Source organism: Streptomyces sp. NBC_00637, from assembly GCF_045161545.1.
GTDB lineage: Bacteria > Actinomycetota > Actinomycetes > Streptomycetales > Streptomycetaceae > Streptomyces.
Map to the genome: position 1 here is coordinate 8360922 of NZ_CP109046.1, position 24284 is coordinate 8385205.

Annotated in this window: 23 protein-coding genes, 1 tRNA gene and 1 pseudogene; 13 read left to right on the forward strand and 12 right to left on the reverse strand. The window is 70.7% G+C overall.

Features of this window, described 5'->3' with window-relative positions:
• The first annotated feature begins 65 nt into the window (after nucleotides 1–65).
• Together OG440_RS36925 and OG440_RS36930 are read left to right on the forward strand one after the other, a co-directional pair.
• Nucleotides 66–1259, forward strand: a complete 1194-nt coding sequence (locus OG440_RS36925) for a PP2C family protein-serine/threonine phosphatase (RefSeq protein ID WP_406011113.1) — start codon at nucleotides 66–68, stop codon at nucleotides 1257–1259.
• Nucleotides 1260–1459: 200 nt separating this feature from the next.
• A complete protein-coding gene (locus OG440_RS36930; protein WP_406011114.1) occupies nucleotides 1460–2359 on the forward strand; it encodes an alpha/beta fold hydrolase in 900 nt (299 codons plus the stop codon).
• 25 nt (nucleotides 2360–2384) lie between these two features.
• Here OG440_RS36930 and OG440_RS36935 read toward each other — a convergent pair whose 3' ends face one another.
• The 4 genes from OG440_RS36935 to OG440_RS36950 all read right to left on the reverse strand — a co-directional run bounded on the left by OG440_RS36935 (nucleotide 2385) and on the right by OG440_RS36950 (nucleotide 7446).
• Nucleotides 2385–4097: a SpoIIE family protein phosphatase gene (locus tag OG440_RS36935; RefSeq protein WP_406011115.1), complete on the reverse strand. Its 1713-nt coding sequence runs from the start codon at nucleotides 4095–4097 to the stop codon at nucleotides 2385–2387.
• Between the two features lie 621 nt (nucleotides 4098–4718).
• Nucleotides 4719–6053: an MFS transporter gene (locus OG440_RS36940; protein ID WP_406011116.1), complete on the reverse strand. Its 1335-nt coding sequence runs from the start codon at nucleotides 6051–6053 to the stop codon at nucleotides 4719–4721.
• Between the two features lie 228 nt (nucleotides 6054–6281).
• A tRNA-Met gene (locus tag OG440_RS36945) sits at nucleotides 6282–6358 on the reverse strand.
• A gap of 113 nt (nucleotides 6359–6471) precedes the next feature.
• Nucleotides 6472–7446 (reverse strand): GlxA family transcriptional regulator, encoded by a 975-nt coding sequence (locus OG440_RS36950; protein ID WP_406011117.1) that lies wholly within the window; start codon nucleotides 7444–7446, stop codon nucleotides 6472–6474.
• A 135-nt stretch (nucleotides 7447–7581) separates the two neighbouring features.
• Between OG440_RS36950 and OG440_RS36955 the strand changes: the two genes are divergently transcribed.
• Both OG440_RS36955 and OG440_RS36960 read left to right on the forward strand, forming a co-directional pair.
• The gene (locus OG440_RS36955) at nucleotides 7582–8220 is read left to right on the forward strand and encodes an HD domain-containing protein (protein WP_406011118.1); all 639 of its coding nucleotides are present in this window, start codon (nucleotides 7582–7584) and stop codon (nucleotides 8218–8220) included.
• 219 nt (nucleotides 8221–8439) lie between these two features.
• Complete coding sequence (locus tag OG440_RS36960) at nucleotides 8440–9366, forward strand: NADP-dependent oxidoreductase (RefSeq protein ID WP_406011119.1); 927 nt, start codon at nucleotides 8440–8442, stop codon at nucleotides 9364–9366.
• A gap of 204 nt (nucleotides 9367–9570) precedes the next feature.
• Here the strand turns inward: OG440_RS36960 and OG440_RS36965 are convergent, their stop codons facing one another.
• Together OG440_RS36965 and OG440_RS36970 are read right to left on the reverse strand one after the other, a co-directional pair.
• Nucleotides 9571–9804 carry an EamA family transporter gene (locus tag OG440_RS36965; protein ID WP_406011120.1) on the reverse strand — a complete coding sequence of 78 codons (234 nt, stop codon included), beginning with the start codon at nucleotides 9802–9804 and terminating at the stop codon, nucleotides 9571–9573.
• The gene (locus OG440_RS36970; RefSeq protein WP_406011121.1) at nucleotides 9741–10475 is read right to left on the reverse strand and encodes an EamA family transporter; all 735 of its coding nucleotides are present in this window, start codon (nucleotides 10473–10475) and stop codon (nucleotides 9741–9743) included. The genes OG440_RS36965 and OG440_RS36970 overlap by 64 nt, the downstream gene beginning before the upstream one ends.
• Before the next feature lie 496 nt (nucleotides 10476–10971).
• Between OG440_RS36970 and OG440_RS36975 the strand changes: the two genes are divergently transcribed.
• Nucleotides 10972–11352, forward strand: coding sequence for a VOC family protein (locus OG440_RS36975; RefSeq protein WP_406011122.1), 381 nt, complete (start codon nucleotides 10972–10974; stop codon nucleotides 11350–11352).
• A gap of 65 nt (nucleotides 11353–11417) precedes the next feature.
• Here OG440_RS36975 and OG440_RS36980 read toward each other — a convergent pair whose 3' ends face one another.
• Nucleotides 11418–12302: a LysR substrate-binding domain-containing protein gene (locus OG440_RS36980; protein ID WP_406011123.1), complete on the reverse strand. Its 885-nt coding sequence runs from the start codon at nucleotides 12300–12302 to the stop codon at nucleotides 11418–11420.
• 104 nt (nucleotides 12303–12406) lie between these two features.
• On the opposite strand from OG440_RS36980, the gene dmpI reads away from it, so the two are divergent.
• Nucleotides 12407–12622 carry a 4-oxalocrotonate tautomerase DmpI gene (dmpI, locus tag OG440_RS36985; protein WP_406011564.1) on the forward strand — a complete coding sequence of 72 codons (216 nt, stop codon included), beginning with the start codon at nucleotides 12407–12409 and terminating at the stop codon, nucleotides 12620–12622.
• Between the two features lie 105 nt (nucleotides 12623–12727).
• Here dmpI and OG440_RS36990 read toward each other — a convergent pair.
• From OG440_RS36990 to OG440_RS37000, 3 genes and pseudogenes are all read right to left on the reverse strand, one after another.
• Nucleotides 12728–12967: pseudogene (locus tag OG440_RS36990) on the reverse strand (GNAT family N-acetyltransferase); the annotation flags it as partial.
• 51 nt (nucleotides 12968–13018) lie between these two features.
• Complete coding sequence (locus OG440_RS36995) at nucleotides 13019–13459, reverse strand: hypothetical protein (protein WP_406011124.1); 441 nt, start codon at nucleotides 13457–13459, stop codon at nucleotides 13019–13021.
• Between the two features lie 263 nt (nucleotides 13460–13722).
• Nucleotides 13723–14040, reverse strand: coding sequence for a hypothetical protein (locus OG440_RS37000; protein WP_406011125.1), 318 nt, complete (start codon nucleotides 14038–14040; stop codon nucleotides 13723–13725).
• 546 nt (nucleotides 14041–14586) lie between these two features.
• Between OG440_RS37000 and OG440_RS37005 the strand changes: the two genes are divergently transcribed.
• On the forward strand, nucleotides 14587–15771 hold the full coding sequence (locus OG440_RS37005) for a type III polyketide synthase (protein ID WP_406011126.1): 1185 nt from the start codon (nucleotides 14587–14589) through the stop codon (nucleotides 15769–15771).
• A gap of 229 nt (nucleotides 15772–16000) precedes the next feature.
• Here the strand turns inward: OG440_RS37005 and OG440_RS37010 are convergent, their stop codons facing one another.
• The gene (locus OG440_RS37010) at nucleotides 16001–18166 is read right to left on the reverse strand and encodes a SpoIIE family protein phosphatase (RefSeq protein WP_406011127.1); all 2166 of its coding nucleotides are present in this window, start codon (nucleotides 18164–18166) and stop codon (nucleotides 16001–16003) included.
• 190 nt (nucleotides 18167–18356) lie between these two features.
• Here OG440_RS37010 and OG440_RS37015 point away from each other — a divergent pair, with 190 nt between their 5' ends.
• Nucleotides 18357–18857 carry a GNAT family N-acetyltransferase gene (locus OG440_RS37015; protein ID WP_406011128.1) on the forward strand — a complete coding sequence of 167 codons (501 nt, stop codon included), beginning with the start codon at nucleotides 18357–18359 and terminating at the stop codon, nucleotides 18855–18857.
• A gap of 397 nt (nucleotides 18858–19254) precedes the next feature.
• Here OG440_RS37015 and OG440_RS37020 read toward each other — a convergent pair whose 3' ends face one another.
• On the reverse strand, nucleotides 19255–19851 hold the full coding sequence (locus tag OG440_RS37020) for a TetR/AcrR family transcriptional regulator (protein ID WP_406011129.1): 597 nt from the start codon (nucleotides 19849–19851) through the stop codon (nucleotides 19255–19257).
• A gap of 172 nt (nucleotides 19852–20023) precedes the next feature.
• On the opposite strand from OG440_RS37020, the gene OG440_RS37025 reads away from it, so the two are divergent.
• The 5 genes from OG440_RS37025 to OG440_RS37045 all read left to right on the forward strand — a co-directional run bounded on the left by OG440_RS37025 (nucleotide 20024) and on the right by OG440_RS37045 (nucleotide 24110).
• Nucleotides 20024–20986, forward strand: a complete 963-nt coding sequence (locus tag OG440_RS37025; RefSeq protein ID WP_406011130.1) for an alpha/beta hydrolase family protein — start codon at nucleotides 20024–20026, stop codon at nucleotides 20984–20986.
• 430 nt (nucleotides 20987–21416) lie between these two features.
• Complete coding sequence (locus OG440_RS37030; protein ID WP_406011131.1) at nucleotides 21417–21626, forward strand: DUF6243 family protein; 210 nt, start codon at nucleotides 21417–21419, stop codon at nucleotides 21624–21626.
• Nucleotides 21627–21845: 219 nt separating this feature from the next.
• Nucleotides 21846–23372 (forward strand): glycoside hydrolase family 43 protein, encoded by a 1527-nt coding sequence (locus OG440_RS37035; protein ID WP_406011132.1) that lies wholly within the window; start codon nucleotides 21846–21848, stop codon nucleotides 23370–23372.
• Nucleotides 23373–23376: 4 nt separating this feature from the next.
• Entirely contained in the window at nucleotides 23377–23730 is a 354-nt protein-coding gene (locus OG440_RS37040) for an RICIN domain-containing protein (RefSeq protein ID WP_406011133.1), read from the forward strand.
• Nucleotides 23679–24110: an RICIN domain-containing protein gene (locus OG440_RS37045; RefSeq protein ID WP_406011565.1), complete on the forward strand. Its 432-nt coding sequence runs from the start codon at nucleotides 23679–23681 to the stop codon at nucleotides 24108–24110. The genes OG440_RS37040 and OG440_RS37045 overlap by 52 nt, the downstream gene beginning before the upstream one ends.
• Nucleotides 24111–24284: the final 174 nt, after the last annotated feature.

The following is a 24284-nucleotide window of genomic DNA, read 5'->3' on the forward strand; positions in this document are numbered from 1 at the left end:
TGGTCGAATTAGGTGATGTTGCGGAGACTCGGGGAAGAAGTTGCGGCAACCGATAGGAGGTTGTCGTGGAGGGTGGAGATCTGGAACTGGGCGAGCTGTTGGCCGCCGCGGAGGCGGCGCCGCCCGGCGAGTCCGTCGACGTGGTGGCACACGATCTGCAGAAGCGGTTCGGTGCCGAGCGTGTGTCGTTCCTGTTCGTGGACCTCATCGGTCAGCGGCTGGTACGCCTCGCCGCGGCCGACGTTGAAGCCGCGGACGCTGCCGAGCCGATCGAATTGCAGGGCAGTGTCTACGACACCGTTCTGCGCGACCAGCGTCAGCATGTGGAACCGGACGGGCAGGGCGGACGGCGCGTCATCACACCGGTCACCAACCGAGGCGACTGCATCGGCGTCCTGGAGCTCACCCTCCAGTCCGCCGACGACACCGTGCTGCGGCAGGTCCGCGAAGCGGCACACGCCCTGGCCTACATCATCGTCACGGACCGCCGCTTCACGGATCTGTACCACCTGGGACGGCGCACCACCGAGACCAGCCTGGCCGCGGAGATCCAGCACCAGTTGCTTCCCTCGGCCCCCTGCTGCGAGGCGGACCAGTTCACCCTCGCCGCCGGGCTGGTCCCGGCCGACGACATCGGTGGCGACACCTACGACTACACCCTGGACCGCGACACCCTGCACCTGTCCATCACCGACGCCATGGGCCACGACACGAACTCGGCCCTGCTGGCCACCCTGTTGGTCGGCGCGCTGCGCCGGGCACGCCGCAGCGGCTGTGACGCCCTCAAGCAGGCCGCTCACGCCCACCAGGCCCTCCTGAGCCACAGCCGAGGCCTGGCCACCGGACTGTTGCTGTGCGTCGACCTCGCAACGGGCCTGTGCGAACTGGTCAACGCCGGCCATCCGTGGCCGCTGCGGCTGCGCGACGGCGTCGTCGAAGAGGTCAGACTCGCCGTCAACCTGCCCTTCGGAGTGGTGGCACCCACCAGCTACCGCCTGCAGGAACTGCAACTGAATCCCGGAGACCGCCTGGTCCTGCTCACCGACGGAATGCAGGAACGCGGTGCCGCGGGCGTCGACCTGGCGTCGGTCATCCACGACACCCGCGCGCTGCACCCCCGTGAAGCCGTCCGGAGCCTGACGGCCGCGGTGCTCGACGCCTGCCGCGGCAACCTCAAGGACGACGCCACGGTTCTGATACTGGACTGGCACGGCACCCGTCGCCGACCGGACGAGACAAGACCCGACCAGCAGCGATGAGCCGCGGCGATCGCCGGCACGCCCCCGTGGCCGTGCCGGCGATCGGCCACACCCGGCCCCCACATCCGCACATGGCCGTCCCCGACCGGGGCACGAGTGAAGCCCGTACCGCTCCGGCGGCACGACGAACCGCTCCGGCGGTACGCGAACGGCACCGGCGGTACGACGCGTCGCATGAGCCGAGACCGAGGGAGACCGCAGTGTTCGAAGGGTTCGAGACGGCGCAGATCGACGTCGGTGACGCTTCCGTCTTCGTGCGCTACGGCGGGGACGGTCCGCCGGTGGTGCTCCTGCACGGCCATCCGCGCACCTCGGCGACGTGGCACAAGGTCGCCCCGCTGCTCGTACGCGCCGGGCACACGGTCATCTGCCCGGACCTGCGCGGCTACGGCCGGTCGAGGGGACCAGCCTTCACCGCCGACCACACGGGCTATTCCAAGCGCGCGGTCGCTGCGGACGTGGTGGCCGTGGCGCGCCACCTCGGGCATCACCGGTTCGCGCTGGCCGGACACGACCGCGGGGGCAGCGTGGCGCTGCGCCTCACCCTCGATCATCCGCGGAGCGTCTCCCGGGTGGCGTTCCTGGACTGTCTGCCGCTGACGGAGCACCTGTCGCGGATCACCACCGAGTTCGCCACCCGGTGGTGGCACTGGTTCTTCTTCGCGCAGCCGGACATCCCGGAGCGGGTCATCACCGCCGACCCCGACCGCTGGTACCACGGCGACCCCGAGGTGATGGGGCGGGAGAACCACGAGGAGTGGCGGCGGGCCACGCGCGACCCCGACGTCGTACGCGCGATGCTCGAGGACTACCGCGCCGGCCTCACCGTCGACCGGCGGCACGAGGAGGCCGACCGCGCCGCCGGCACGCGCATCGCCTGCCCGACGCTGGTCCTCTGGTCGCTCAGGGACGACCTGGAGGAGCTCCACGGAGATCCGCGCGCGGTCTGGAGCCGGTGGGCCGACGACGTCCGCGGCCATGGCATCGATTCCGGACACCACGTCGCCGAGCAGGCGCCCGAAGCACTGGCCTCCGCCCTGACCGAGTTCCTCCGGCCGGCCATGCGCGGGGCCTCGGATCCGGACAGCGGCCCCGCATAGAGCGATTCGCCGCCGGAGTACGTGGTCACGTCAGGGTGGGCACCCGCAAGGCGAGGAGGGCGACGTCGTCGTCGTTCGCGGACGGGCGGACCCTGCGCAGCAGCTGATCGGTGAAGGACGCCAGGGGGCGATGGGCGAGGGCCGCGGCGTGCCGGCGCAGTCGGTGCAGGCCCTCGTCGAGGCTGTGGCCGGATTCCTCGATCAGGCCGTCCGTGTACAGCAAGAGGGTGGATCCGGGCGGCAGCAGGGCGGTGGCGTCGACGCGGGGCTTGCCGGCTCCGGTGCCCAGCAGGATGCCGTGCCCGGCGGTGAGGTAGTCGGCCAGGCCGTCATGGCTGATGAGCAGGGGCGGCGGGTGGCCCGCGTTGGTCCAGGACAGTTTCCACCCGCCTTCGTCGGCCTCTTCGACCCGGGCGAGGATCATGGTGGCCATGGTGACGTCGGTGATGTGCGTGACCGCCTCGTCGAGGCGTTCGACGATCCGGCTGGGCGGCTCCCGCAGGGCCCAGGCGTAGGCGCGGAGCATGTTGCGCACCTGTGCCATGCCGGCCGCGGCCTCCAGGTCGTGGCCGACGACGTCGCCGATGGCCAGCGCGGTGGCGCCGTCGGACAGCGAGAAGGCGTCGTACCAGTCACCGCCCACCTGCGAGGCGTCCGGCGCGGGCAGGTAGCGGACCGCCATCTGCAGCCCGGACACGCGGGGCATCTGGGGCAGCAGATGGTTCTGCATGGTCTCGGCGACCTTGCGCTGGCGCTGGTACAGCCGCGCGTTGTCCAGGGCGAGACCGGCGCGGCGGGCGATGTCCTCGATCAGGGGCAGGTCGGCCGTGTGGAAGTCACCCGACTGCTTGGCACGGCCCAGGGTCAGGGCGCCGAGGACGGCGCGGGTGCTGCGGATGGGCGCGATGGCCGCGGAGTGGATGCCGGTGGCGTCGAACAGGCGGCGCTGTTCCACCGCGATACCGGAATCCGGCTGCCCCTGGTAGGTCTGGGGGCCGGCCAGCGTCGAAGCGACTCCGCGCAGGGCCCTGGACAAGGGCATCGGCGACTCCTCGGGGACCGGCGGCATCGGCCCCTGCAGCTCCTCGTGCGGGACCAGTGCGGCACCGGCCGCCTCGACGACGACGGTGCGCCAGACCTCGTCGCGCTCGGTGATCAGATCGATGATGGCCCAGTCCGCGAGCCGGGGCACCACCAGCGTCACCAGCCGCCGCAGCGCCTCGTCGACGTCGAGGGTGGAGGTCAGCTGCGTGGTGGTCGCGGCCAGCAGCGCGAGCCGTTCGAGGTCCGGCAGCAGCGTGGCAGCCGGCTCCGGCGCGTCCGGCTCCGGACGCCGGGCATGGAAGAGGACGAGCGTGCCGCGTTCACACGCACCGAGATCGAACGGGGCTATCGACCACGAGATGGGCAGCGTCGAGCCGTCTTTCCGCGCGAAGTAGTCCTCGTCGGCCTGAGCGGCACGCCCGGCGTGGAAGGCCCCTCGCATACGGCATTGCGTGCGCGGCATGGGCTGGCCGTGGGCGTCCCGGTGCAGCAGGTCGTGCGCGTCGTGGCCGAGAAGATCCCCGGCGGGCAGGTCCAGCAACTGTTCGGCGCGGGAATTGACGGCGATGACGCGTCCCTGCTCGTCCACGACGTAAGCCCCGGTCCCGATGGCCTCCAGCACCTCGGCCGCGGCGGCGGCAGGCGCCGACAGGAGACGTCTGCCGTTGCTCTGCGTGTCCTCCGGTCCTGCCATGCTCTGATCCCCTCAGCTGACGGGCGACCCGCCCGTTCGACGTATCCGCCTCTCCCGACTGCCCCGGCACCGGTGAATCCCACCTGCCCTCGTCTCGCGGCCGCCGGCGGGAGCGGTCCAGTGGTCGAGCCGAGGCCCGCGCCACCGACAGCCACCCAGTCCGGCGCGCGCCTCCTCCGGCCGGAACACCGGCTCGGCGCAGTGGGCCGCCGCCTCTCCCTCCTGCAAGCTGGCATGCCCCGCCGCCGTCGGCCAGTCGGCGGGCGAGCGCACCCGCAGGGAGCGCGATCCGGCGGCCGGTTGCCGCGACGGCGGTCAGCGCTTCTTGGTCTTCTTCCGTTGCGGGGGAGTCCACTCGCCTCGGTGCAGCTGACAGCGCGAGTAGCCGATCATCGCCGGCTTCTGGCACCGTTTGCCGGTCTTGGTCTGGGTCGACCCACACTTGACCTGCTTACCCATACGTCGTCCCCCTGCTCGGTCGAGGTGTACCGCGCCGGCCCCATCGTCACCGGACCGCGGCGCTCCGCGCGCCCTTCGAGGCCTCATTCGGCCGATTCGACATCCTTCATGCCTGAATCATGACAATTAAGAGGATGAGTTGATCACTGCAGGCAGTCCCCGTCACGGGGAGTCGGCCTGAGAGGGAGCCGGTTCCGGGACCGGTTCCCCCGCGGGTGCCGGAACACCCTTGGTCGAGGTGTGGGTCTTCCGCCACGGCAGGAGAAGCGCGCTCCCCAGGCACAGCACACCGGCGATGAGCAGCGTGCCGCGGACGCCCACCGCGTCGGCGACGAGACCACCGGCGACCATGAAGACTGCCTGACACGTCTTCGAGCTGACGGACCAGGACGTGGCGACGCGGGACATGAACGCGTCCTGGGTGGCTTCCATGCGGTAGGTGGTGAACGACGGGTTGAAGACGCCGGCGGCGAAGAGCAGGCCGAAATCGACGGCCACGATGACGAACACACCCAGGGCACCCGAGGGCGTCAGCGGCAGCAGGATCGTCCAGATCGTGCGTAGGACACCCGACAGCAGCAGGATCCGGCGCTGCCCGAACCGCCGGGTGAGCGGCGGGGTCAGGCGCGAACCCAGCACACCGCCCAGGCACGGCAGGCCCAGCGCGAGTCCGTACTGCCACGGCGCGAGGCCGAGGTCGCGCAGCATCAGGACCGCCATCAGCGGTGAGGTCATCATGATGGAGCCGCCGAAGAGCAGGGAGTTGTAGAACAGCGGACGCAGTCCGGGATGCCGCAGGAGGTAGCGCCAGCCTGCGGCGATGTCACGGCCCAGGTGAGGGGCGGCGACGGGTGCCGACGGCGCGGATTCGGGCCGCCGGATGCGGCGGATACCGAGGGCGGATCCGAGGAAGGACGCGGCGTCGACCGCCATCGTGACGGTGGGGCCCAGGACTGCGACCAGGAGCCCGCCGACGGGCGGTCCGGCGCTGACACTGATCCAACTGGTGGTCTCGAACAGGCTGTTGGCGCGAAGGCGCTGCTCGGCCGGGACGAGCGCCTTGAGGTGCGCGCCGCTCGCCGCGTCGAACGCGACGGACGCGGCTGTCTGGAGGATGCCCACCAGGCACAGGTGGACGAAGGTGAGTCCGCCGAAAGCCGCCGTGACCGGCACGCTCACCAGCACCGCGCAGCGCACCAGATCGGCGGTGACCATGACGGGCCGCTTGTACCGGTACTCGATACGGACGCCGAGCGGCAGGGCGATCGCCACACTGGCCACGGCGGACAGCGCGGTGAGCAGCGAGACCTGGAACGCCGAGGAGTGCAGCACCAGGAGGGCGACCAGTGGCAACGCCCCCATCGCGACGGCGCTCCCCGCGGCACTGACACCATAGGCCCCCCACAACCGCCCGAAGTCCCGCCCGAGCGTCACCTGCCGCGCCAATGAACCCTCCCCGTGTGAAGGCACCCAACGTAGTGGTTCGGACGGCCGCATACGCCCGCTCACGCATCGTGCCCGTGCGGACCGGTCCGTTGTCCGTCGGGCTTCGGGGACGTCATGCGTCGGGCTTCGGGGACCTCGGAGCTGCACCAGAAGTCCGAGGTGAAATGGGGTGTGTTGGGCGTGAGGAACGTGGTCACGACGAGCAAGGCGCGGTGGATCGGGCGGCCGTGAAACGACTCCGGCCCCTTTCGACACCGAGGTGCCGAAAGGGGCCGGATCTGGTAGCGGGGGCCAGATTTGAACTGACGACCTCTGGGTTATGAGCCCAGCGAGCTACCGAGCTGCTCCACCCCGCGTCGGTGACACCACCGTACGTCAACGATCGGGCGGGCGCCCGCAATTGTTTCCGGGGGCGGTCAAGGCCTGCCGCGCGGGGCGGAGAAGACGCGTCTCCACGACACCTGGAACGCTACTCGGGCTGCTCGCGGCGGGCAGTGGCGAACCGGCGCTGGTAGGCGGCGGGACTGAGGGACAACTCCCGGCCGAAGACGCGGCGCAGACTCTCGTAACTCGGGAAACCGGCCAAGGACGCCGCCTGCGTCGCCGTGTACCCCTGGTCGAGCAGCGACTTCGCGATGTCGAAGCGGATCGACTCGACGTACCGGGCCGGCGTGGTGCCCAGCTCCTCCCGGAACATCCTGGTGAGGTGACGGGTGCTGACGTTGAGCCGCCCGGCGAGTTCGGCGAGGGAGTAGTGGCCGGCGGGATCCGCCGTGACCAGGTCGACGACCCTGCGCAGGGCGGCCGACCGGGGCGGTGGGCCCTGTAGGGGCGCGGAGAACTGTGACTGGCCGCCCGCACGATGCAGGTACACCACCAGCGAGCGGGCCACCTCCCGGCTGACGTCGGGACCGTGGTCCTCCTCGACGAGGGCGAGCGCGAGGTCGATACCGGCCGTGACACCGGCGGACGTGTAGGTCGTGCCGTCGCGCACGTAGATGGCGTCGGGTTCGACGCGGGCCTTCGGGTGCCGGGCGGCGAGTTCGCTCGCGATCTTCCAGTGTGTGGTCGCCCGTTTGCCGTCCAGAAGGCCCGTTGCGCCGAGGACGAAAGCACCGGAGCACACGGAGGCGACCCGGCCGGCCCGCACTGCCAGATCCCTGGCCGCTTCGGCCAGGTCGCGCGTGACGGGAGTCCTGGGATAGATGGCCCCGCCCGGCATCAGGAACGTGTCGGGGTCCGGCTCCCTGCCGGCGCTGCCGTCGACGGCGATCCGCACACCGATCGAGGAGACGACGTCGCTGCCCGTCGTCGACACCAGGACGATCCGGTAGTCGGCGCCGAACAGATTCGCCTCACCGAAGACCTCGGCGGGGCCGACGACGTCCAGCAGCTTGACCCCGTCGTAGACGAGGATCGCCACCCGATGCGTGTCGGCGCTCACAGGCCCATCCTGGGATGACCGGATTCGAGGGGTTCATGGCCGGACCGAGGCGGCGCCGGGGGCCGCCTGGTCGGCACCGTAGAGAGCGGACGCACGGTCCACTCGAAGCACATCGCACCGGAAAGCACGGACATCATGACCGACATCATCGCAGGGGTGGAAATACCCGGGACCTCGGCAGTCGCGGAGGCCACGGATTTCCTTCGGCAGAGGACGAACCCCCTGATCTTCCACCACTCCCGCCGTGTGTTTCTCTTCGCCTCCCTCCACGCGCGTGAACTGAACCTGCGACCCGATCCCGAGTTGCTCTACATCTCGGCGATGTTCCACGACGCGGGCCTTTCGATCCCGTTCTCCGACGCGCGGCAGCGTTTCGAGCTGGACGGCGCCGACCACGCACGGAAGTTCCTGCTCGACCGCGATTTCCCCGAGCGCGCCGCCGAGGTGGTCTGGAGGGCCATCGCCCTGCACACGACTCCGGGAATTCCCGCCCGGATGGAACCCGAGGTCGCCGCCACGAACCACGGAGTGCTGACCGACGCGGTCGGCTGGGGGCTGAACATGCTGGAAGGGGACCAGCTCGACGAGATCCTCGCCGCTCATCCGCGCGGCGATTTCAAGAGGGAGTTCCTTCAGGCATTCGTCGAAGGCCTCGAAAACCGCCCGGACACCACCTACGGAACCGTCAATGCGGATGTCCTGGAACACTTCGTTCCCGGATTCCGCCGGACGTCCATGGTCGAGCGCATCATGAACGCTCCCTGGCCACAATGACCCGGCGGCAGCCGGTATCGAGCAGCTGCAATCGCCGCCGCCCTCCGGCCGCACCACTCCAGGACTGAGCCGACATCGGGCGGCAATGCACCATCGGTCACGCTCGTCGCACTGATGGCGACCACGAGAGCAACCTCACCGATCACCACGCGAGAAGACCACATAGAAGACCGAGTGGAAGACCGCGTAAGAAGACCATGCAAACAGAAAGGAATGCTCGTGCGAGCCATTACCGTCCGGGATCGCGAGGCCGGAATCGCGGGACTGACCGTCGAGGACCTTCCTCATCCCCATGCCGCCGAGAACGACGTCATCATCCGGGTGCACGCCGCGGGCTTCACCCGAGGAGAGCTCGATTGGCCCGCCACCTGGGCCGACCGCGCCGGCCGCGACCGGACCCCGAGCGTGCCCGGCCACGAGGTCTCGGGGGTGGTGGTGGAACTCGGATACGGAACGACCGGCCTCACCGTCGGCCAGCGGGTCTTCGGACCGACCGACTGGGCCCGCGACGGCTCGCTCGCCGAGTACGTCGCCGTCGAAGCCCGCAACCTTGCCCCGCTCCCCGCCGACATCGACCACACGGTGGCGGCCGCACTGCCGATTTCCGGGCTGACCGCCTGGCAGGGCCTGTTCGACCACGCCTGTCTCACCGCCGGCCAGAGTGTGCTGATCCACGGCGCCGCCGGGGGCGTCGGCTCGATCGCCGTCCAGCTCGCTCACGAAGCGGGAGCCCGCGTGGTGGGCACGGGCCGCTCCGCCGACCGCGACACCGTCCTCGACCTGGGCGCCCACGAGTTCCTCGACCTGGACCCGGAGGCCGACCGGTGGGAACACACCGGCCAGGTCGACGTGGTGTTCGACGTGATCGGCGGCGACATCCTCGACCGCTCGGCCGCCCTCGTGCGCCCCGGCGGCACGCTGGTCACCATCGCGCACCAGCCCACCGTGCGCCCCGACGACGGGCGCGCCGTCTTCTTCGTCGTGGAACCGGATCGCGCCCGCCTCACCGACCTCGCCGGGCGTCTGCGGGACGGCCGGCTCCGGGTACGGGTCGGCGCGGTTCTGCCGCTGGCCGAGGCACCCGCAGCCTTCGCCCCGCACCAACGCGTCCCCGGCCGCACGATCATTCGCGTCGCCGAGGACTGACCGTGTCCGACCCTGAAGCCGCCGACCGCGGTTGTCGTGCGAGTCAGGGGGACGGCACCCGCGCAGATCGGGGGCGACCGCCGAGGGTGCTGATCGTCCGACACCCCGGCGGGATGGATCTCGCGGCCCGCGGCACCAGGCCGACCGCGCCTCACTTCCGTTACGACCTGGCACGGTTTCACCGGAGCATGCGCACGTGCCGGGCTACCGCTCCCTCTCCCGTTCGGCCGACAGCAGGACCGCGCAGAGCAGTACGGCCGAGCCGGCGGCGGTGGCGAGGGTCATTCGCTCACCGAGCAGCGTGACGCCGAGGAAGAGCGCCGCGACCGGTTCGAGCATCATCACAACGGAGACGGTGGTGGCGCGGACGGCCATCAGGGACGAGAAGAACAGCGCGTAGGCGAGCGCGGTAGGGATCGCCCCCAGGTATCCGAGCAACGCGAGGACATCGCGAAGTGCCCGTCGGCGGGCACCAGTGCACCGGACGGCATCGCGGTGACCAGCAGGCACACCGCGGCGACGGCGAAACCGGCCAACGCGCGGTCGTAGGGCCGGCCTGCCCGGCCGCGCCGTGCTTCGGCCTGGGTGAGCAAATTGATCGCGGCCGATCCCGCGGCCGAGGCGAGCGCGCACAGGAATCCCCACAACGGCTCGGTGCCTCCTGCTCGGGCGTCGGTGCCGAAGGCCAGCAGGGAAAGTCCGCAGAGGGCGAGCGCAACGGTCAGCGCGCCGCGCCGGCTCACCCGTTCGCCGAAGACGAGCCGTGCGCCCAGAGCGGTGAAGACCGGCCCGGCGCCGAGTGCGACCGCGGTGCCGACGGACAGTCCGGCGAAGGCGACAGCGGCCAAATAGCCGGTCTGGAAGACCGCCATCAGGACGCCGGTCGCCACCAGTGCGATCGGCCGGGCGCGCCCCGTGTCGACGGCCGGTGCGAGGAGCGCGCGTCCGGCTAGCAACAGCACGGCCCCGATGGCGAATCGCCAGTAGGAGACCGCGACAGGGCTGAGGCCGCTGGTGCCGTAGAGCAGCGCGGCGGCGGCGCCGGCACTGCCCCAGGAAGTGGCGGCGAGGGAGATGTGGAGCAGGGGACGTACGGGTGCAGCCCGCATGGAGGACTCCGGTCGGTGGTCGCTGACGGCGCGTGGACTCGGCGCGCGGGCAGCAGGCACCGCTCCGGCGGCTCCTTCGAGGAACGCTCGGAGTGACGTTCGATCCGGTGGGCCGCCCGCTAGGGGGCGGGCGGAGGCAGGACTGCGAGGGAGTACGGCTTCATGCTCAGGACCGTAGCGCAGAGCCCCGCCACAAAGATCACGATTTTCGGTGAGGGGAGCCTGGGGTGGTGGGGGGAGTGTCGGAAGTACCCGAGCCCCAGGTCGCGTTGGACGGTCTGCTTCCCTGCGCATGGGCAACAACCGTGCGCGACTGGCAGGTTGCTCGATTGCCCCATTGCCGGAAACAGGGGGGCGGCCAGGGGCGGCAGCCCGGAAATCAATTCACCCGTGCTCGCCCCGCCGGTACGCTCGCGGGGTTGTCCACACTGCCGGGGACACCTGCGCTTTCCGTGTCGCCGCCCGGCAGTTCCCAGGCTGAGAGCAGGTTGCGTCCATGGCATGTCGTATCAGTGAACTCGTGCTCGGTTGCCGCGAACCCGAGGTGCTGGCGCGATTCTGGTGCGAGGTCCTGGACTTCGTCGTGCTCGATCGCGAAGACGACGGCACTCTGGAGATCGGGCCGCGCGAAGGGTTCGGCGGTCCGCAGCCGACGATCATCCTCAGTCACAGGGCCGAGCCGGAGAAGGGGAAGTCCCGGCTGCACATCGACGTCAACCCCACGGACCGTGATCAGGACGCCGAACTCGAACGCCTTCTGAAGCTCGGTGCGCGCCCGGCCGACATCGGCCAGGCGGAGGGGGACCAGTGGCACGTCCTGGCCGACCCCGAAGGCAATGAGTTCTGTCTGCTCAAGGCCCGCCTCAACCCGCTCTGATGTTCCTCGGTGGCTCGGGCCCCCGCGCCGGGTGGTCGCGGGGCTGACGCCACGAACCCTTCCGGTCAGGGAGCCTGCGTGCGGCAGGCGTCGAGAAGGGGAGCCAGGCGCCGCGCCGAAGCGGCCGTGCGGACGGCGAGGTAGGTCTGCAGAGCGGGTGCGGGCGGGGCGAACGGGCGGAAGGCCGTACGGGCGGTGGGCAGGATCGCGGCCTTGGAGGAATAGAGGACGGTCCAGCTGGGCTTGCCGCTGCCGATGGCCGCGAGGGTGTCCTGGTCGGTGGTGAAGGCCGGGCCCATGACGGGCTCGAAGCCTGCGGTCCGGCAGGCGCCGGTGATCAGGTCGACCAGGTGCGGGTTGATGTGGCGGGGCGCGATGCGCAGCGGCATGGCGGCCAGGTCGGCGATGTCGACGCGTTCGCGTGCGGCCAGCGGATGCGACGCCGGCAGCGCGGCCACCAGCTCGTCCCGCCACACCGGAATGAGGTCGAGTCCCGGGCTCTGCTCGATCCCGCGGACGAAGGCGGCGTCCAGTTCGCCGTCCCGTACGCGTTGCAGCCGAAGCGCGGCCGGGGTGCTGTGCAGTTCGACGGTGATCTCCGGCGCATGCTGTGCCATGTCCGCCAACAGCTGCTCCAGCCGAGTGCCGAGACCGGTGTTGGTGCCGACGCGCAAGGTCGTGAGCTGCTCGGCACGCAATGAGGCCATCGTCTCGAGGGCCGCTTCCTCGGCCGCCGCGACGGCCCGGGCGCGGGGGAGGAAAGCGTGCCCCGCGGCGGTCAGGGTGACGCTGCGGGTGGTCCTGTCGAACAGCTCCAGGCCGAGTTCGCGTTCCAGTCTGCGGACTTGCTGACTGACGGTCGGCTGCACGATGCGCAGCCGACCGGCGGCGCGTCCGAAATGCAGTTCCTCGGCGACCGCGAGGAAGTACCTGACCTGCCGCAGTTCCATACCCCGCCCCTTCACTCATCACGATCCGTGATGAGTGTATGAGTCAAGTGCGCCTTGGTCGCCACGGCGCGACGCGGTGAACTGGCCATACGCCACAGCACACGCTGTACGGCACCGACAAGGACCAGGAGGCAGCCATGCCCGCCGTGACCATCCAGCAGGGCCCGCGTGACGTCGAGCTCAAGCGGGAGCTGATCAAGAAGATCACCGACGCTTTCGTCGAGACGTACGAGATCCCGGCCGCGACGGTGATGGTCTTCATCGAGGAGACCCCCACCGACAGCTTCGGCGTCGGAGGCAGGCTCGCCGCCGACAAGTGACGGCACGCGCGCCTGTGGACGGTCACGTCACCGGTCTCGCCTTCCGACCGAGTCGATCCCGGTGATGGGCCGCCCCAACTGCCGTAATTCTGCGGGCGGACGCTTCTACGGACTGCGTCCGACCGCGAACCACCTGCCGAACCACTGCTCGGCCCCGTACTCCTCGAAGCGCGCCACCTCGGTGAATCCCAGCTTCGCCGCGAGGCGCATCGAGCGGTGGTTGGCGGTCTGGGTGGTGAGCACCACCGGCTCGCCCGGAAGCATGCCGGCGTACCAGTCGAGTGCTGCCGCGCACGCCTCGGCCGCGTACCCGCGTCCCCACGCCTGCGGCAGGAACAGGTAGCCCGACGGAGGTGGTCCGAGGCGCCGTCAGGGCCGTGCGCTCCGGGAGCGTCGTCACCAGTACCGGGGTGTCGTGTCGCGCCACTCCGGGGCCCCGCCGTCGCTTCGGAGCCGGATCTCGCCGTCGTCTTCGACGTAACCCTCGTAGCGCAGGTGTCCGTGGAAAGCGTGGTCCGCGCCGAGCAAGGCGGCCACCTCCCGGAGTCGGCTGTCGACTTCACTTCGTGCGACACCCTGATCGTTCACCCGGAGGTATTTGATGGCCCGAGGACGGCCCTGCTCGTCGGTGCCCGCGTCGTCGTCCGGGACGAACTCCCAACTCGGTCGAGCGGCCTCGGGGTTCGGCTCGGCCGCGCCGGGCGGCGCGGTGTCGAGCTTGTTCCGGAAACCGTCCTGGTCGGTCAGTCCCCACAATCGTGCCACCGGGACCGGGGGACGCAGTTCGATCGTCCCCCAGACGCTGTACTCGGAGCTTCGTCCTTCTTCGTTCCCCATGACGCCCCTCTGCGGAATCGCCTGCGGCCGCCGACGCCGGATCCGCCCGCTGTCGTGATGACGAGTCGCTCATCGGCATCGAGCTCGATGTCGTAGTGACGGCAAAGGCGAGATCGTATCCCTTTCGGGGGACCCCAGGTGCCGAGGGCTGGGCTGTCGTCGCCGGCGGCGGTGGGCGTGATCACCCACCGCCCGTCCGACGGTCCTGCCGGGACCTTGCGGGCCCGCCGTCCGAGAGGGTCCGGCGCTCCCGGGCGGTCGATTCATGTGGTGTGGTGCAGCCAGCGCTGGAGGGTCGCGTTGATGCTGCCGGGCAGTGCGCTGAGCTGGTCGATGGCTTCGCGGTCTTCGGGGCGCGGCGGGATCCCCGCTGCGGTGAGTACCGCGTGCAGGTCGAGGCGTCGACGGTCCCGTGGGTCGATGGTGAAGCTGATGCGCTCGGCGGGATTGGGCGGCGCAAGCAGGTAGTCGGCGTCACCGTCCTGGCCGGCGGGGGCCGGCCAGGGGACCTCGGCCGTGTCGACGGCGTAGGGGTCGACGAATGCGTGGGGTGCGCTGTACTCGAAGGCAGTGGTGGTCATGTCGGTCTCCTCACCAGCAGCTTGCGGTTCTGTGGGTCAGGAGGCGCGTGGGGCCCGTGGCGGTTGCGGTCGAGGCCGGATGTCACGCCGTCGGCGTCATTGAGGGCTCATCGTCTGGTCGGACCATCCCGAACGCGAAGCGGCTTCGGACGTCGTCCGGGTGGGACAGCGAGCCACCGAGGGGTTCCCTCGCTACTGCTCATGACTCGCCGGGGCGCCCCAACGCCCTGGTGTCCGAGGCGGCGGGGGAGCGGGATGCCCGGTCGGTTCCGGCCTCCATTCTTGACTGACGGAATGTCAGGTGAGAGTCGCAGGGTGGCTCGGAGGGCCTTCGTCTTCGTGGTGTGTGCCGTGTCACGCACTTCGAGGGCCGCCCAAGTTGTGTGCGTCACAGCGGAAATGTCCCTTTGGCGTCCATGCTGGGGACGGATGCCGACACCCACGAAGTGGAGCTCATCGGCATTGCCTTGGGCGTGGATTGTCGAAGCCGCCCTCGTCGTAGCACTCGTGACGCTCCTCCTGGTTTCCATTGGAAAGGTGCCCCTCATGACCGCATACCTCTGTCCCCCCGCAGTGATCCACGGCGAGCACGGCGTGGAGACCGGCCAGATCGTGGCGGAGGTGCGCGACCGGCATCCGCATGCGGCGTGGGTGCCGAGAATCGACGGCATAGCGGCCAGTACGGGCATCGAGAAGCGCGGGTGGATGCTGCCGCTGGAGACCGCCGTCGCGCCCGGCAACGGCAACGGCCTGGGGACCATCGGCGTCGGACCGGCCCAAGAGGCGCTGGCCCGCGACGGGTTCACCCCGCAGGACGTGGACCGTGCGATCGCCGCCCTGGAAGCGATACCCGCGCCGCAGACCATCCAGGAGCGCACCGCGCCGGCCTGGGAGGCCGTGCAGGCCTATGGTGAGCGTGCGGCGCGCGGAGCTCTGCAGGCCGCCGGACTGGATGCCGCGGACGTCGACTGCCTGATCACCAGTCACTCCACCACCCCCGCGCTGCCGGGCCTGGACATCGCCCTGTCCAACAGGCTGGCGCTGCGCGGCGACGTGATGCTGTTGCCGGCCACGCAGTGGGCCTGTATCGCGGGGACCCGCTCCCTCGCGCTGGCCGCTGATCTTGTGGCCGCGGACCCCGACCGGGTGGTCCTGGTCGTGATCGCGGAGGCGCTGAGCACCACCTACCAGCCCGCCGACGACACCCTCGAGTCCCTGATCGTCCGGCTGCTGTTCGCGGACACCGCGGTCGCCGTGGTGGTCACGGGCCGCCAGAGGCGCGAGTCGATGCTACGACTCGACGCCGCCTGGAACCACACCGTGCCCGACACTCAGGACCTGCACCGCCTGGACACACGGGCGGACGGCACCCACTTCGTGATGGACCGGCGCGGGCCGCGTGCCGTACAGGAGACGGTCACCGCGATGTGGGAGTGGCTGCGCCTCCGTTACCAGGACGACCCGAGCTCCTGGCACCCCGACGTGCTGCTCGCCCACCCCGGCGGGACCCGGGTGCTGGAGTACATGGAGCAGACGATGCCCGACGGGTGGCCGTCGGGGCTGCTGGACTACAGCCGCGACAGCTACACCGGCGGCAACCGCGGCGGCGCCGCCGTGTTCGACATCATGCGAAGGGCGCACGACGCCGGGCAGAAGTCGGGCGCTCGCACCGTCCTGTATGCGGCGGCCCCTGGTCTCACCGCCACCGCCCTGGAAGGGGAGTGGCTGTAGCGCGAGGCCGCGTCCTGTCTGCCGGCAGGTGGGCCGCCCCGCCGTACCGGTGACACCACCGGTACGGCGCGAGGTACCCTCGCCGGTCGGCGCGCCGTCCGACGCGCACCGTACGTACCCTCGCCGCGCTCCCGTACGCCGTCTGTGCCTGTGCCTGTGCCTGCGACTGTGACTCGGCCTGTGTCTGTGCCTGTGCGCCGGGGCCTGTGCCCGCCGCCCAGCGGTCGCGTCACCGCGCGACTTCCGCCCAGACCACCTTGCCGGTGTCCGTCCACCGCACGCCCCACCGCGTGGTGAGTCTGTGCACGACGTGCATCCCGCGACCGCCGTCGTCGAGGAGGTCGCCGCGGCTCAGACGCGGCCGGCCGTTGCCGGTGTCGCCGACCTCGCACAGCAGGCCGTGACCGGCCCTGATCAGCCGTACCGTGACGGGACCCGCGGCGAAGCGCACCGCGTTCGTGACCAGCTCGCTGACCAGCAGCGACACGTTGTCCCGGGTGTCGTCCCGTATGCCCCACTGCCGCAGCAGCGCGGAGACGTGCGCGCGGGCACGAGCGGGTGCGTCGTCGCGGGCGGGCAGCCGCCAGGTCGCGGTGTCCCCCTTGCGGCAGCCGATCATGCGCGCGAGCAACAGGGTCACGTCGTCGCGCTGGCGCGCGGGCGCCATCGTGGAGACGACGCGCCGTGCGGCCTTCTGCAGCGCGTCCCACGGGTGCACCGCGGCCACGGTCTCCGCCAGCCGGTCGATGCCCTCGTCGATCGACACGGCCGGATCTTCGACGAGGCCGTCGGTGTACAGGGCGAGCAGGGACCCGGGGGGAGCGTCGAACGTGTGTACGTCATACGGCTCCCGCAGTGCGAACTCGGCGCCCAGACCCGGGTGCGGGCGGACCGCGAGCGGGCCCGCGCGACCGTCCGGCGACACCAGGACCGGGGGGAGGTGGCCCGCGCTGGACAGCACGACGTGGTGGCTCACCGGGTCGTAGAGGGCGATGCAGCAGGTCGAACCGAGGGCGCTGTATCCCGCCGCCAGCCCGGACTCCGCGTCGTCCAGCAGCGACACGGTCTCGTCCAGATGCTCCAGCACCTCGTCGGGGGCCAGCCCCGCGGACAGCAGTGCGCGGGCCTCCATGCTCAGCTGGCCCATGGTCGCCGCGGCGCCGAGACCGTGCCCGACGACGTCACCGACCACCAGGGCGGTACGGCCGTCAGGCAGCGGGAAGCTGTTCACCCAGTCGCCGCCGACGCCCGCGCTGTCGGGGGTGGCGGGCTGGTAGACGCTGGCGATGTCGATGGTGTCGCCGCCGGCCCGCGGCAGCAGCCGGCGCTGCAACGCCAGCACCTGCGTGTGCTCGCGCTGGTGCTGACGGGCCAGATCGACGTGATGGGCGGTCCTGGCCACCAGTTCCTGCAGGTCGAACAGTTCGCTGTCGCGGAAGGGGCGGTCCGCCCGCCGCCAGACCTCCGCCACGCCCAGGACGACCGGCGGCGCGCCTTCCAGGACCAGGGGAATGCACGCCACACCCGCCGAGCGGTCACCGGGTACCAGAGCACGCACCACGCGCGGACTGCCGAGCACCCGCTCGACCGCCTCCCGGTCGGGTATCACGATGGTCTGCGGGACGTCGTTGCGCCGTACCGCCTGCGCCAGCAGACGGCTCGCGTCGCCGGGAAGATCGTCGCCCGGCGTCACGTAGCCGTCGGGCCACGCCCGGTCCGGCACCAGGGCCGCCCGCCGTAGCCGGATCCGCCCCTGAGCCTTCTCGGTCACTCCCTCGCCCGTCCACACGGCGAAGTCGAGGTCGACGGCGGCCACGTCTCCCCAGGCCAGCAGGGACTCGGCCAGGGACTGCGCGGTCTCGCCGATGTCCAGCGAGGTGCCGATCGCGGTCTCGGCGGCGTACAGGTGCAGCCTCCTGGCCATGGCGATCAAGGAGACGGTCAGGCCCTCCTCGGGCGCCGCGGCCGGCAGGATGCTCATCGAGACCACCAGCTCCGACCCGCCGCCACGCCGCAGGCGCTGGATCCGGGCGACGTGCGCCTCCCCGGTCTCCAGAACATGCCGCAACCGCCGTGTGACCGTCGGCGCGTCCCTCGGGGGCAGCAGATCGACGAAGGAGCTTCCGGCCACGGCATCCAGACCCGCGAACACGGGAGCGTCCAGATTGCGACGGGTGATCCGCAGATCCCTGTCCAGGTTGACCACGCCGAGAATCTGATCCTGACCGCCGCCCGCCGCGGACTCGTCGGGTGCCCGCCGGCGGCTGGCGCGGTCGTCCCGCGCGTCGGCGGGACCGGCGGCCGCCGCCGCTCCGCCGGACGGGATGTACCGCCCCAGGGCACGGCTGACCAGGTCGAACGGCGACGAGGACGAGGGGGAGGAGGTGGAGTCCATGCCGCTCTCTCAGCAATCCCCGGCACAGCGCCGGGGCCGTATTCGGACCCGTGCGACGGGGCCCCGAGATCCCTGAGCGCACACCTCATTGAATAACACCGGGGGACGCTTCGCCCACATCAGCGGATCGCACGATGTACGCACCGGAAACTCGGGTGGCACCGGGCCGCCGTCTGCGTAGAGTCGGGCGGTGCCCCACCTGAAACCGCTGCATGCCGGTCACGCCCCGGCGGTCCTGGCCTTCGAGCTGGCGAACCGCGCCTACTTCGCTGCCTCGGTCTCCGACCGCGGCGACGACTTCTTCGACCGGTTCGGCGACCGGTACGACGCCTTGCTGACCGAGCAGGAGGCCGGCATCTGCGCCTTCTACGTGCTCGTCGCCGAAGACGGCTCGGTACTCGGCAGGTTCAACCTGGTCGACATCGAGGATCGCACCGCGGCACTCGGCTACCGGGTGGCCCAGCATGTCTCAGGCCGCGGCGTGGCGACGGCGACCGTCCGGGAGCTGTGCGGACTGGCGGCGTCGCGCCACGGGCTGCGCACTGTGCGAGCGGCCGCCGCTCGCGAGAATGTCGCGTCCCAGAAGGTGCTGGTCAAAGCCGGATTCGTCCTGACAGGTCCAGCCGACCCGGCTGACCTCGGCGGTAAGCCGGGCAGCTGGTATCGGCGCGACCTGGTACTCCAGCCGTAGCCGTAGCCGTAGCCGTGGTCTTGCCGGTGGGGTCGTCCGAGAGACGGGGGCGGGCACGCGGGCACCGCTGATCATCTCGATCGCCCATGCCGCTTCTCCGGGCGACGGCCATCGATCGTCACCCGTACAGAGCAGCGTGCGGCCGACGCGGCGGGGAAGGCGGACGTCACGCCTGCGCGTGTGGTGTGCTCCCCGCACTCCGGCGTCGGGGGTGGCCGCAGTCGGACTTCCCCGAGTCGATCGCGGCCACCCCTGCCACGAGGACTCGGCGCGTGCCACCGTTACGGCTCTGCCGCAGTGACCTGCCTGGTTGTCGAGAGGCGGCCGAGAGGCAGCCGAGGGGCGGCCGCGCACGCCGGAGGCGTGGAGGAACCGGGTCGCAACGCACCCGTCGGCATCAGAGCGCGTGAGGTCGCTGGAGTCCCTGAAGGAGGAGAGCGATCAGGCGTCGGGGGTCGTACCGGGGGTCGTTGTCGTGTCCGATGCAGAGGTTGCCGATGCCGCGCATCAGCTCGTACGGCTGCGTGCCGGGCCGGATGTCGCCGTTGTCTACCGCGGCGTCGAGCAGGCGGGCGCAGACGGGCAGCAGGCGGTCGAGGAAGTAGGCGTGCAGTGCGGCGAAGCGGTCGTCGTCGGACTGCAGGGCGTCGGCGAGTCCGTGTTTGGTGACGAGGAAGTCGACGAAGAGGTCGATCCACTGGCGCAGTGCGTCGAGCGGCGAGTCGGCACTGGCCAGCAGGTGGGGACCGGCCTCCGCGCATGCCTCGATCTGGTGGCGGTAGACGGCGGTGACGAGATCCGCCCGGGTCGGGAAGTGGCGGTAGATCGTGGCCATCCCCACGCCCGCTCGCGCCGCGATCTGCCGGATCGGCGCGTCGACACCAGAGGCGACGAACGCCTCGGCGGCGGCAGCGAGCACCGTCTCCCGGTTGCGCTGGGCGTCGGCACGCTTGCCGCGGGACGGCGGCTCTCCCGCAGCACTGTCGGTGGCCATCACGTTCTCCTCCGTCCGAGACCGATTGACAAAACGGAGCGCTGCTCCGGATACTAAGTGGAGCGGCGTTCCGTTTCAGGTTAGTCGAAGCGGCATGCCTCTGACCACCCTGTCCGTTGTCAGGTCGCACGAGACCGGCGGGCAGGAATGCCACCGAAAGGGAACCCCCATCGTGAGCGCATCAGCTGTCACCGGTGTCGACGCCTCGGGCACGCCCGTCCCGGTCCTGTCCTACAGCCCGGTAGTCCTCTCCGTGCCCGGGCGCCCCGTGGACCTTCAGGTCCGCGTCTCCGCACCCGCGACCGGAACCGGACTCGCCGTCATCCTCCTCTCCCACGGGCACGGCCCCTCCAACAACCTCTCCTCGCTCAACGGCTACGCACCGCTCGTCAACTCCTGGGCCGCCCAGGGATTCGTGGTCGTCCAGCCCACCCACCTCTCCTCCAGGACGCTGAGCCACCAGGTTGCCGACGCCCCCGGGGCGCCCTTCTTCTGGCGCTCGCGCTCCGAGGACATGACGCACATCCTCGACCGACTCGACACGATCGAGAAGGCCGTGCCACTGCTCTCGGGGCGGATCGACCACACCAAGGTGGCCGTCGCCGGGCACTCGTTCGGCGGCTTCACCTCCAGCCTCCTCCTCGGTGCCCGGGTCACCGACCCCGACGACGGCGAAGCGGTGAGCCTCCTCGAACCCCGGATCAAGGCGGGCGTGCTGCTCGCCGCGCCCGGCAGGGGCGACGTCCTCAACGGACCGATGGCCGACGCGCTGCCGGTCTTCCGGACCATCGACTTCTCCACGATGACCACGCCCGCCCTGGTCGTCGTCGGCGACAAGGACGACTCCCGGCACTTCACGGACAGGGGACCGGACTGGCACGCCGACCCCTACACCCTCGCCCCCGCACCCAAGGCTCTCCTCACCCTGTTCGGCGCGGAGCACGGACTCGGCGGGATCGCCGGATACGACGCCGCCGAGACCACCGACGAGAACCCCCACCAGGTCGCCGCCCTCGCCCGCCTCACCGCGGCCTACCTCCACACGCAGCTCCACTCCGGTGCCCTGACGTGGCCGGCCGCGATAGAGGCACTGACGACCGACCCCGACCCGACAGGACGCATCGAGTTCAAGTAGCTGCTCGGTCGAGTGATGTGTGACGCGCAGACGCGCATGCCGTCAGTGTGATCGCGATGACCTGGCCGACGACGCCCACGGCGGCGCGGTCGCGCCCCATCGGGAACCGCCCAGCGGGAACTGCCCATCCGGAACCGCGCATCCGGACCTGCCCGGGCGGGCGGCGGCCGTGAGCAGGCGCCGGCGGTGCTGAGATTCCCGGAAGGGAACGGCTGACTCCGGGCGCCCGCCGAAGGCCCGGCCGGTGCCGGGGCGGCGAAAAGTTTGGTGCGCGGGGCCGACGGAACCGGGTAACGTCCTTGTCATGTTCTTCCAGACGCCGATCTACGAGTGAGAGCGTGACGGGCCCCTGCCGACGTCCCTCGACGTGGCCGCGCCCGTCCCCCACCGATGAGTCCGCAGATCACTTCACATCATTCCGGGAGAACCCGTGAGCAAGAACATCAACAACCCCGTGGGCATGGGCGGCGGCCAGCGCAAGAAGCTGTCCCGCGCCGAGCGGCAGAACAACGGCCCGCACCGCAACCTCGACCGTGAGGGTGCCGCCGACCAGAAGGCGGAGCTGGTACGCAAGATGCGCGAGAAGGCAGCCGCAGCCGAGAGCGCGGCGCAGACGGACGACGACACCGCACAGAGCTGACGCACCGCCGCCACAGGGCGGCACCGCACGCAGCAGGGCCCGGACCGCGACGCGCGGCCCGGGCCCTGCTGCGTGCGGTGCGATCTGGGCGCCGTCACCGGGTCGCGGTGTACGTCCTACTGGACGGGCCACTCCGTCAGACCGTGCCGGCGTATTCGATCGTGTTGTGCAACTGCGCAGCCATCCCGGAGAGTTGACGGGCACCGTGCGGTCGACGCCATGAAGGGACTCGATGTGCCGAGCGTGTCCGAGAGGGACCACACCATCAGCAACCCCGTCATCCCGGGGTTCCACCCCGACCCGAGCATCTGCCGGGCCGGCGAGGACTACTACCTCGCATGCTCCAGCTTCGAGTACTTCCCCGGCGTGCCGATCTTCCACAGCCGGGATCTGGTGCACTGGACCCAGATCGGCAACGCCCTCGACCGCCCGAGTCAACTGCGTCTGCCGTCAGGCACCCCCTCGTCCGGCGGCCTCTACGCGCCCACCCTGCGCCACCACGACGGCCGCTTCTGGCTGATCATCACGAACGTGAGCAGCGACGGCAACCTGCTGTTCACGGCCACCGACCCCGCCGGCCCCTGGTCCGACCCGATCCCGCTGCCCGGCGTGCACGGCATCGACCCGGATATCGCCTGGGACGACGACGGCAACTGCTGGTGCACCGTCGCCGGCGTCAGCCAGGTCCGCATCGACCCCCGCACCGGAGAGACGTTCGGTGAGTCACGGCGCCTCTGGTCGGGCGCGCATGGCGCCAAGGCCCCGGAGGCGCCGCACCTGTACCGCATCGGCGACTACTGGTACCTGCTCATCGCCGAGGGCGGCACGGAGCGGTGCCACGGCGTCTCGATCGCCCGTGGCCGCACGCCAGGCGGTCCGTTCGAGCCGTGCCCGGACAACCCGATCCTGACCCATCGCGGCACCGACCGTCCCATCCAGAACACCGGTCACGGAGACCTGGTGCAGGGGCCGGACGGCTCGTGGTGGATGGTGTTCCTCGGAGTCCGACCACGCGGCGGCACTCCGGGCTGGCACGTGCTCGGCCGGGAGACATTCCTGGCTCCGGTGAGCTGGGTCGACGACTGGCCGGTCGTCGGCGAGGTGTCACCCACCATGGCCCCGCCTCCCTGGCCGCTCCACGAGCCTGCCCTCGCACCGGTCCGGGACGACTTCGACCTCGGTGAACTCGCCCCGGCCTGGGTCTCGTTGCGCTCCCGGCCCGCGGAGAACTGCACCACGTCGGAACGGGCGGGCTGGCTGAGCCTGCGCGCCCGCGGAGAGTCACCGGACGACCCCGAGGTCACCTTCGTCGGCCGTCGCCAGCAGCATCTCTCGTGCCGCGCACGGGTCCTGGTCGACCCGGCCGAAGGGTGTGGGGGCCTCACGGTTCGTCTCGACGAGGAGCACCACTACGAGATCGAGGCGACGCCCGGCCAGGTCCGGGTCCTCGCCCGCATCGGACCACTGCGGACGGTGGTGGCCTACCGCGCGACGGCCACCGGCCCGGTGGTGCTCAGGATCGGGGTGGCAGTCACCGAGAAGGTCACCGACGCCCGGCAGGGACCGGACACCGTCTCACTCGGCGTGGAGGATGCGGAAGGCACGTTCGTCGAGCTTGCGGCGCTCGACGGCCGGTACCTGTCGACCGAGGTCGCGGGCGGCTTCACCGGCCGGGTCCTCGGCATGTACGCCTCGACCGGCACCGTCCACTTCGACTGGTTCGACTACGGGCCGCTCGAGGACTGAAGCGGTGGCGCAGCCCTCGGGCTTCTTCAAGGTCTTCAACGTCGCCCGTGGCAAAGTGCTGGGCGTGGAGAACCAGTCCACCGCCGACGGCGCGAAGATCCTCCAGTGGGACGACAACGGCGCCCTGGACCACGAGTGGGCCGTCGCCCCGAACCCGGTGGGCGGCTACACGCTCACCAACCGGGTCACCGGCAGGATCCTCGAGATCCCCAACGCCTCCACCACCGCGGTACCACCGCCGCCCAGTGGAGCGGCACCGGTTGCGCCTGCCGGCGCTGGAACCTCACGCAGACCGCCCCGCCGCCGCTGGGCACCGGACAGTACGTCCTCGTCAACAAGAACAGCGGCAAGTATCTAGACATCCCGAACGCGTCCACCGCCGCCGACACGGCCGCCGACCAGTGGCAGAACTCCGCCTGCGCCTGCCAGTTGTTCACCTTCCAGTCCGCCGGCGGCGGTGCCTGGACCATCAAGAACGCCAACAGCAACCTCAACCCGGACATCCGTAGCGGCTCCGGCACCGCTGGAGCCCCCGTCGTCCAGAACGTGCCCTCCACCGCCAATTCACAGAAGTGGACTCTCACCGACGCGGGCAACGGCTCCTACGAACTGAAGAACGTCAACAGCGGCCTCGACGCCGGCGTCGCCCAGTCCGCCACCGGCAACGGCGCCGCGGTCGTCCAGTGGACCGACGTGAACGTCGACGACCAGCTCTGGAAGATCGTCCGCATCAACTGAGCGACCGTGCCCGGCCAGCGGAGCGGGTGGCACCCTCGCCCGCTCCCCGCTCCCCGCATCCGGCAAGGGAGGCCGGTCGCCCCGCGACGGCGTTGCTGTCGCTCGACCGGTCCGGTCGGCTCCTGTCCTGCCCGTTCCCCGCATGATCGGTACGGTGGTGACGGGACGACTGAA

Excerpts from the sequence above, each read along its gene's own strand:
- OG440_RS36955 (WP_406011118.1), top strand. The coding sequence starts at position 7,582 with ATGACCGACATCATCGCAGGGGTGGAAATACCCGGGACCTCGGCAGTC.
- OG440_RS36995 (WP_406011124.1), bottom strand. The coding sequence starts at position 13,459 with ATGGGGAACGAAGAAGGACGAAGCTCCGAGTACAGCGTCTGGGGGACG.
- OG440_RS36980 (WP_406011123.1), bottom strand. The coding sequence starts at position 12,302 with ATGGAACTGCGGCAGGTCAGGTACTTCCTCGCGGTCGCCGAGGAACTG.
- OG440_RS36935 (WP_406011115.1), bottom strand. The coding sequence starts at position 4,097 with ATGGCAGGACCGGAGGACACGCAGAGCAACGGCAGACGTCTCCTGTCG.
- OG440_RS37005 (WP_406011126.1), top strand. The coding sequence starts at position 14,587 with ATGACCGCATACCTCTGTCCCCCCGCAGTGATCCACGGCGAGCACGGC.
- OG440_RS37020 (WP_406011129.1), bottom strand. The coding sequence starts at position 19,851 with ATGGCCACCGACAGTGCTGCGGGAGAGCCGCCGTCCCGCGGCAAGCGT.
- OG440_RS36940 (WP_406011116.1), bottom strand. The coding sequence starts at position 6,053 with ATGCGGCCGTCCGAACCACTACGTTGGGTGCCTTCACACGGGGAGGGT.
- OG440_RS37010 (WP_406011127.1), bottom strand. The coding sequence starts at position 18,166 with ATGGACTCCACCTCCTCCCCCTCGTCCTCGTCGCCGTTCGACCTGGTC.
- OG440_RS37000 (WP_406011125.1), bottom strand. The coding sequence starts at position 14,040 with ATGACCACCACTGCCTTCGAGTACAGCGCACCCCACGCATTCGTCGAC.
- OG440_RS36975 (WP_406011122.1), top strand. The coding sequence starts at position 10,972 with ATGGCATGTCGTATCAGTGAACTCGTGCTCGGTTGCCGCGAACCCGAG.
- OG440_RS37035 (WP_406011132.1), top strand. The coding sequence starts at position 21,846 with ATGAAGGGACTCGATGTGCCGAGCGTGTCCGAGAGGGACCACACCATC.
- OG440_RS36970 (WP_406011121.1), bottom strand. The coding sequence starts at position 10,475 with ATGCGGGCTGCACCCGTACGTCCCCTGCTCCACATCTCCCTCGCCGCC.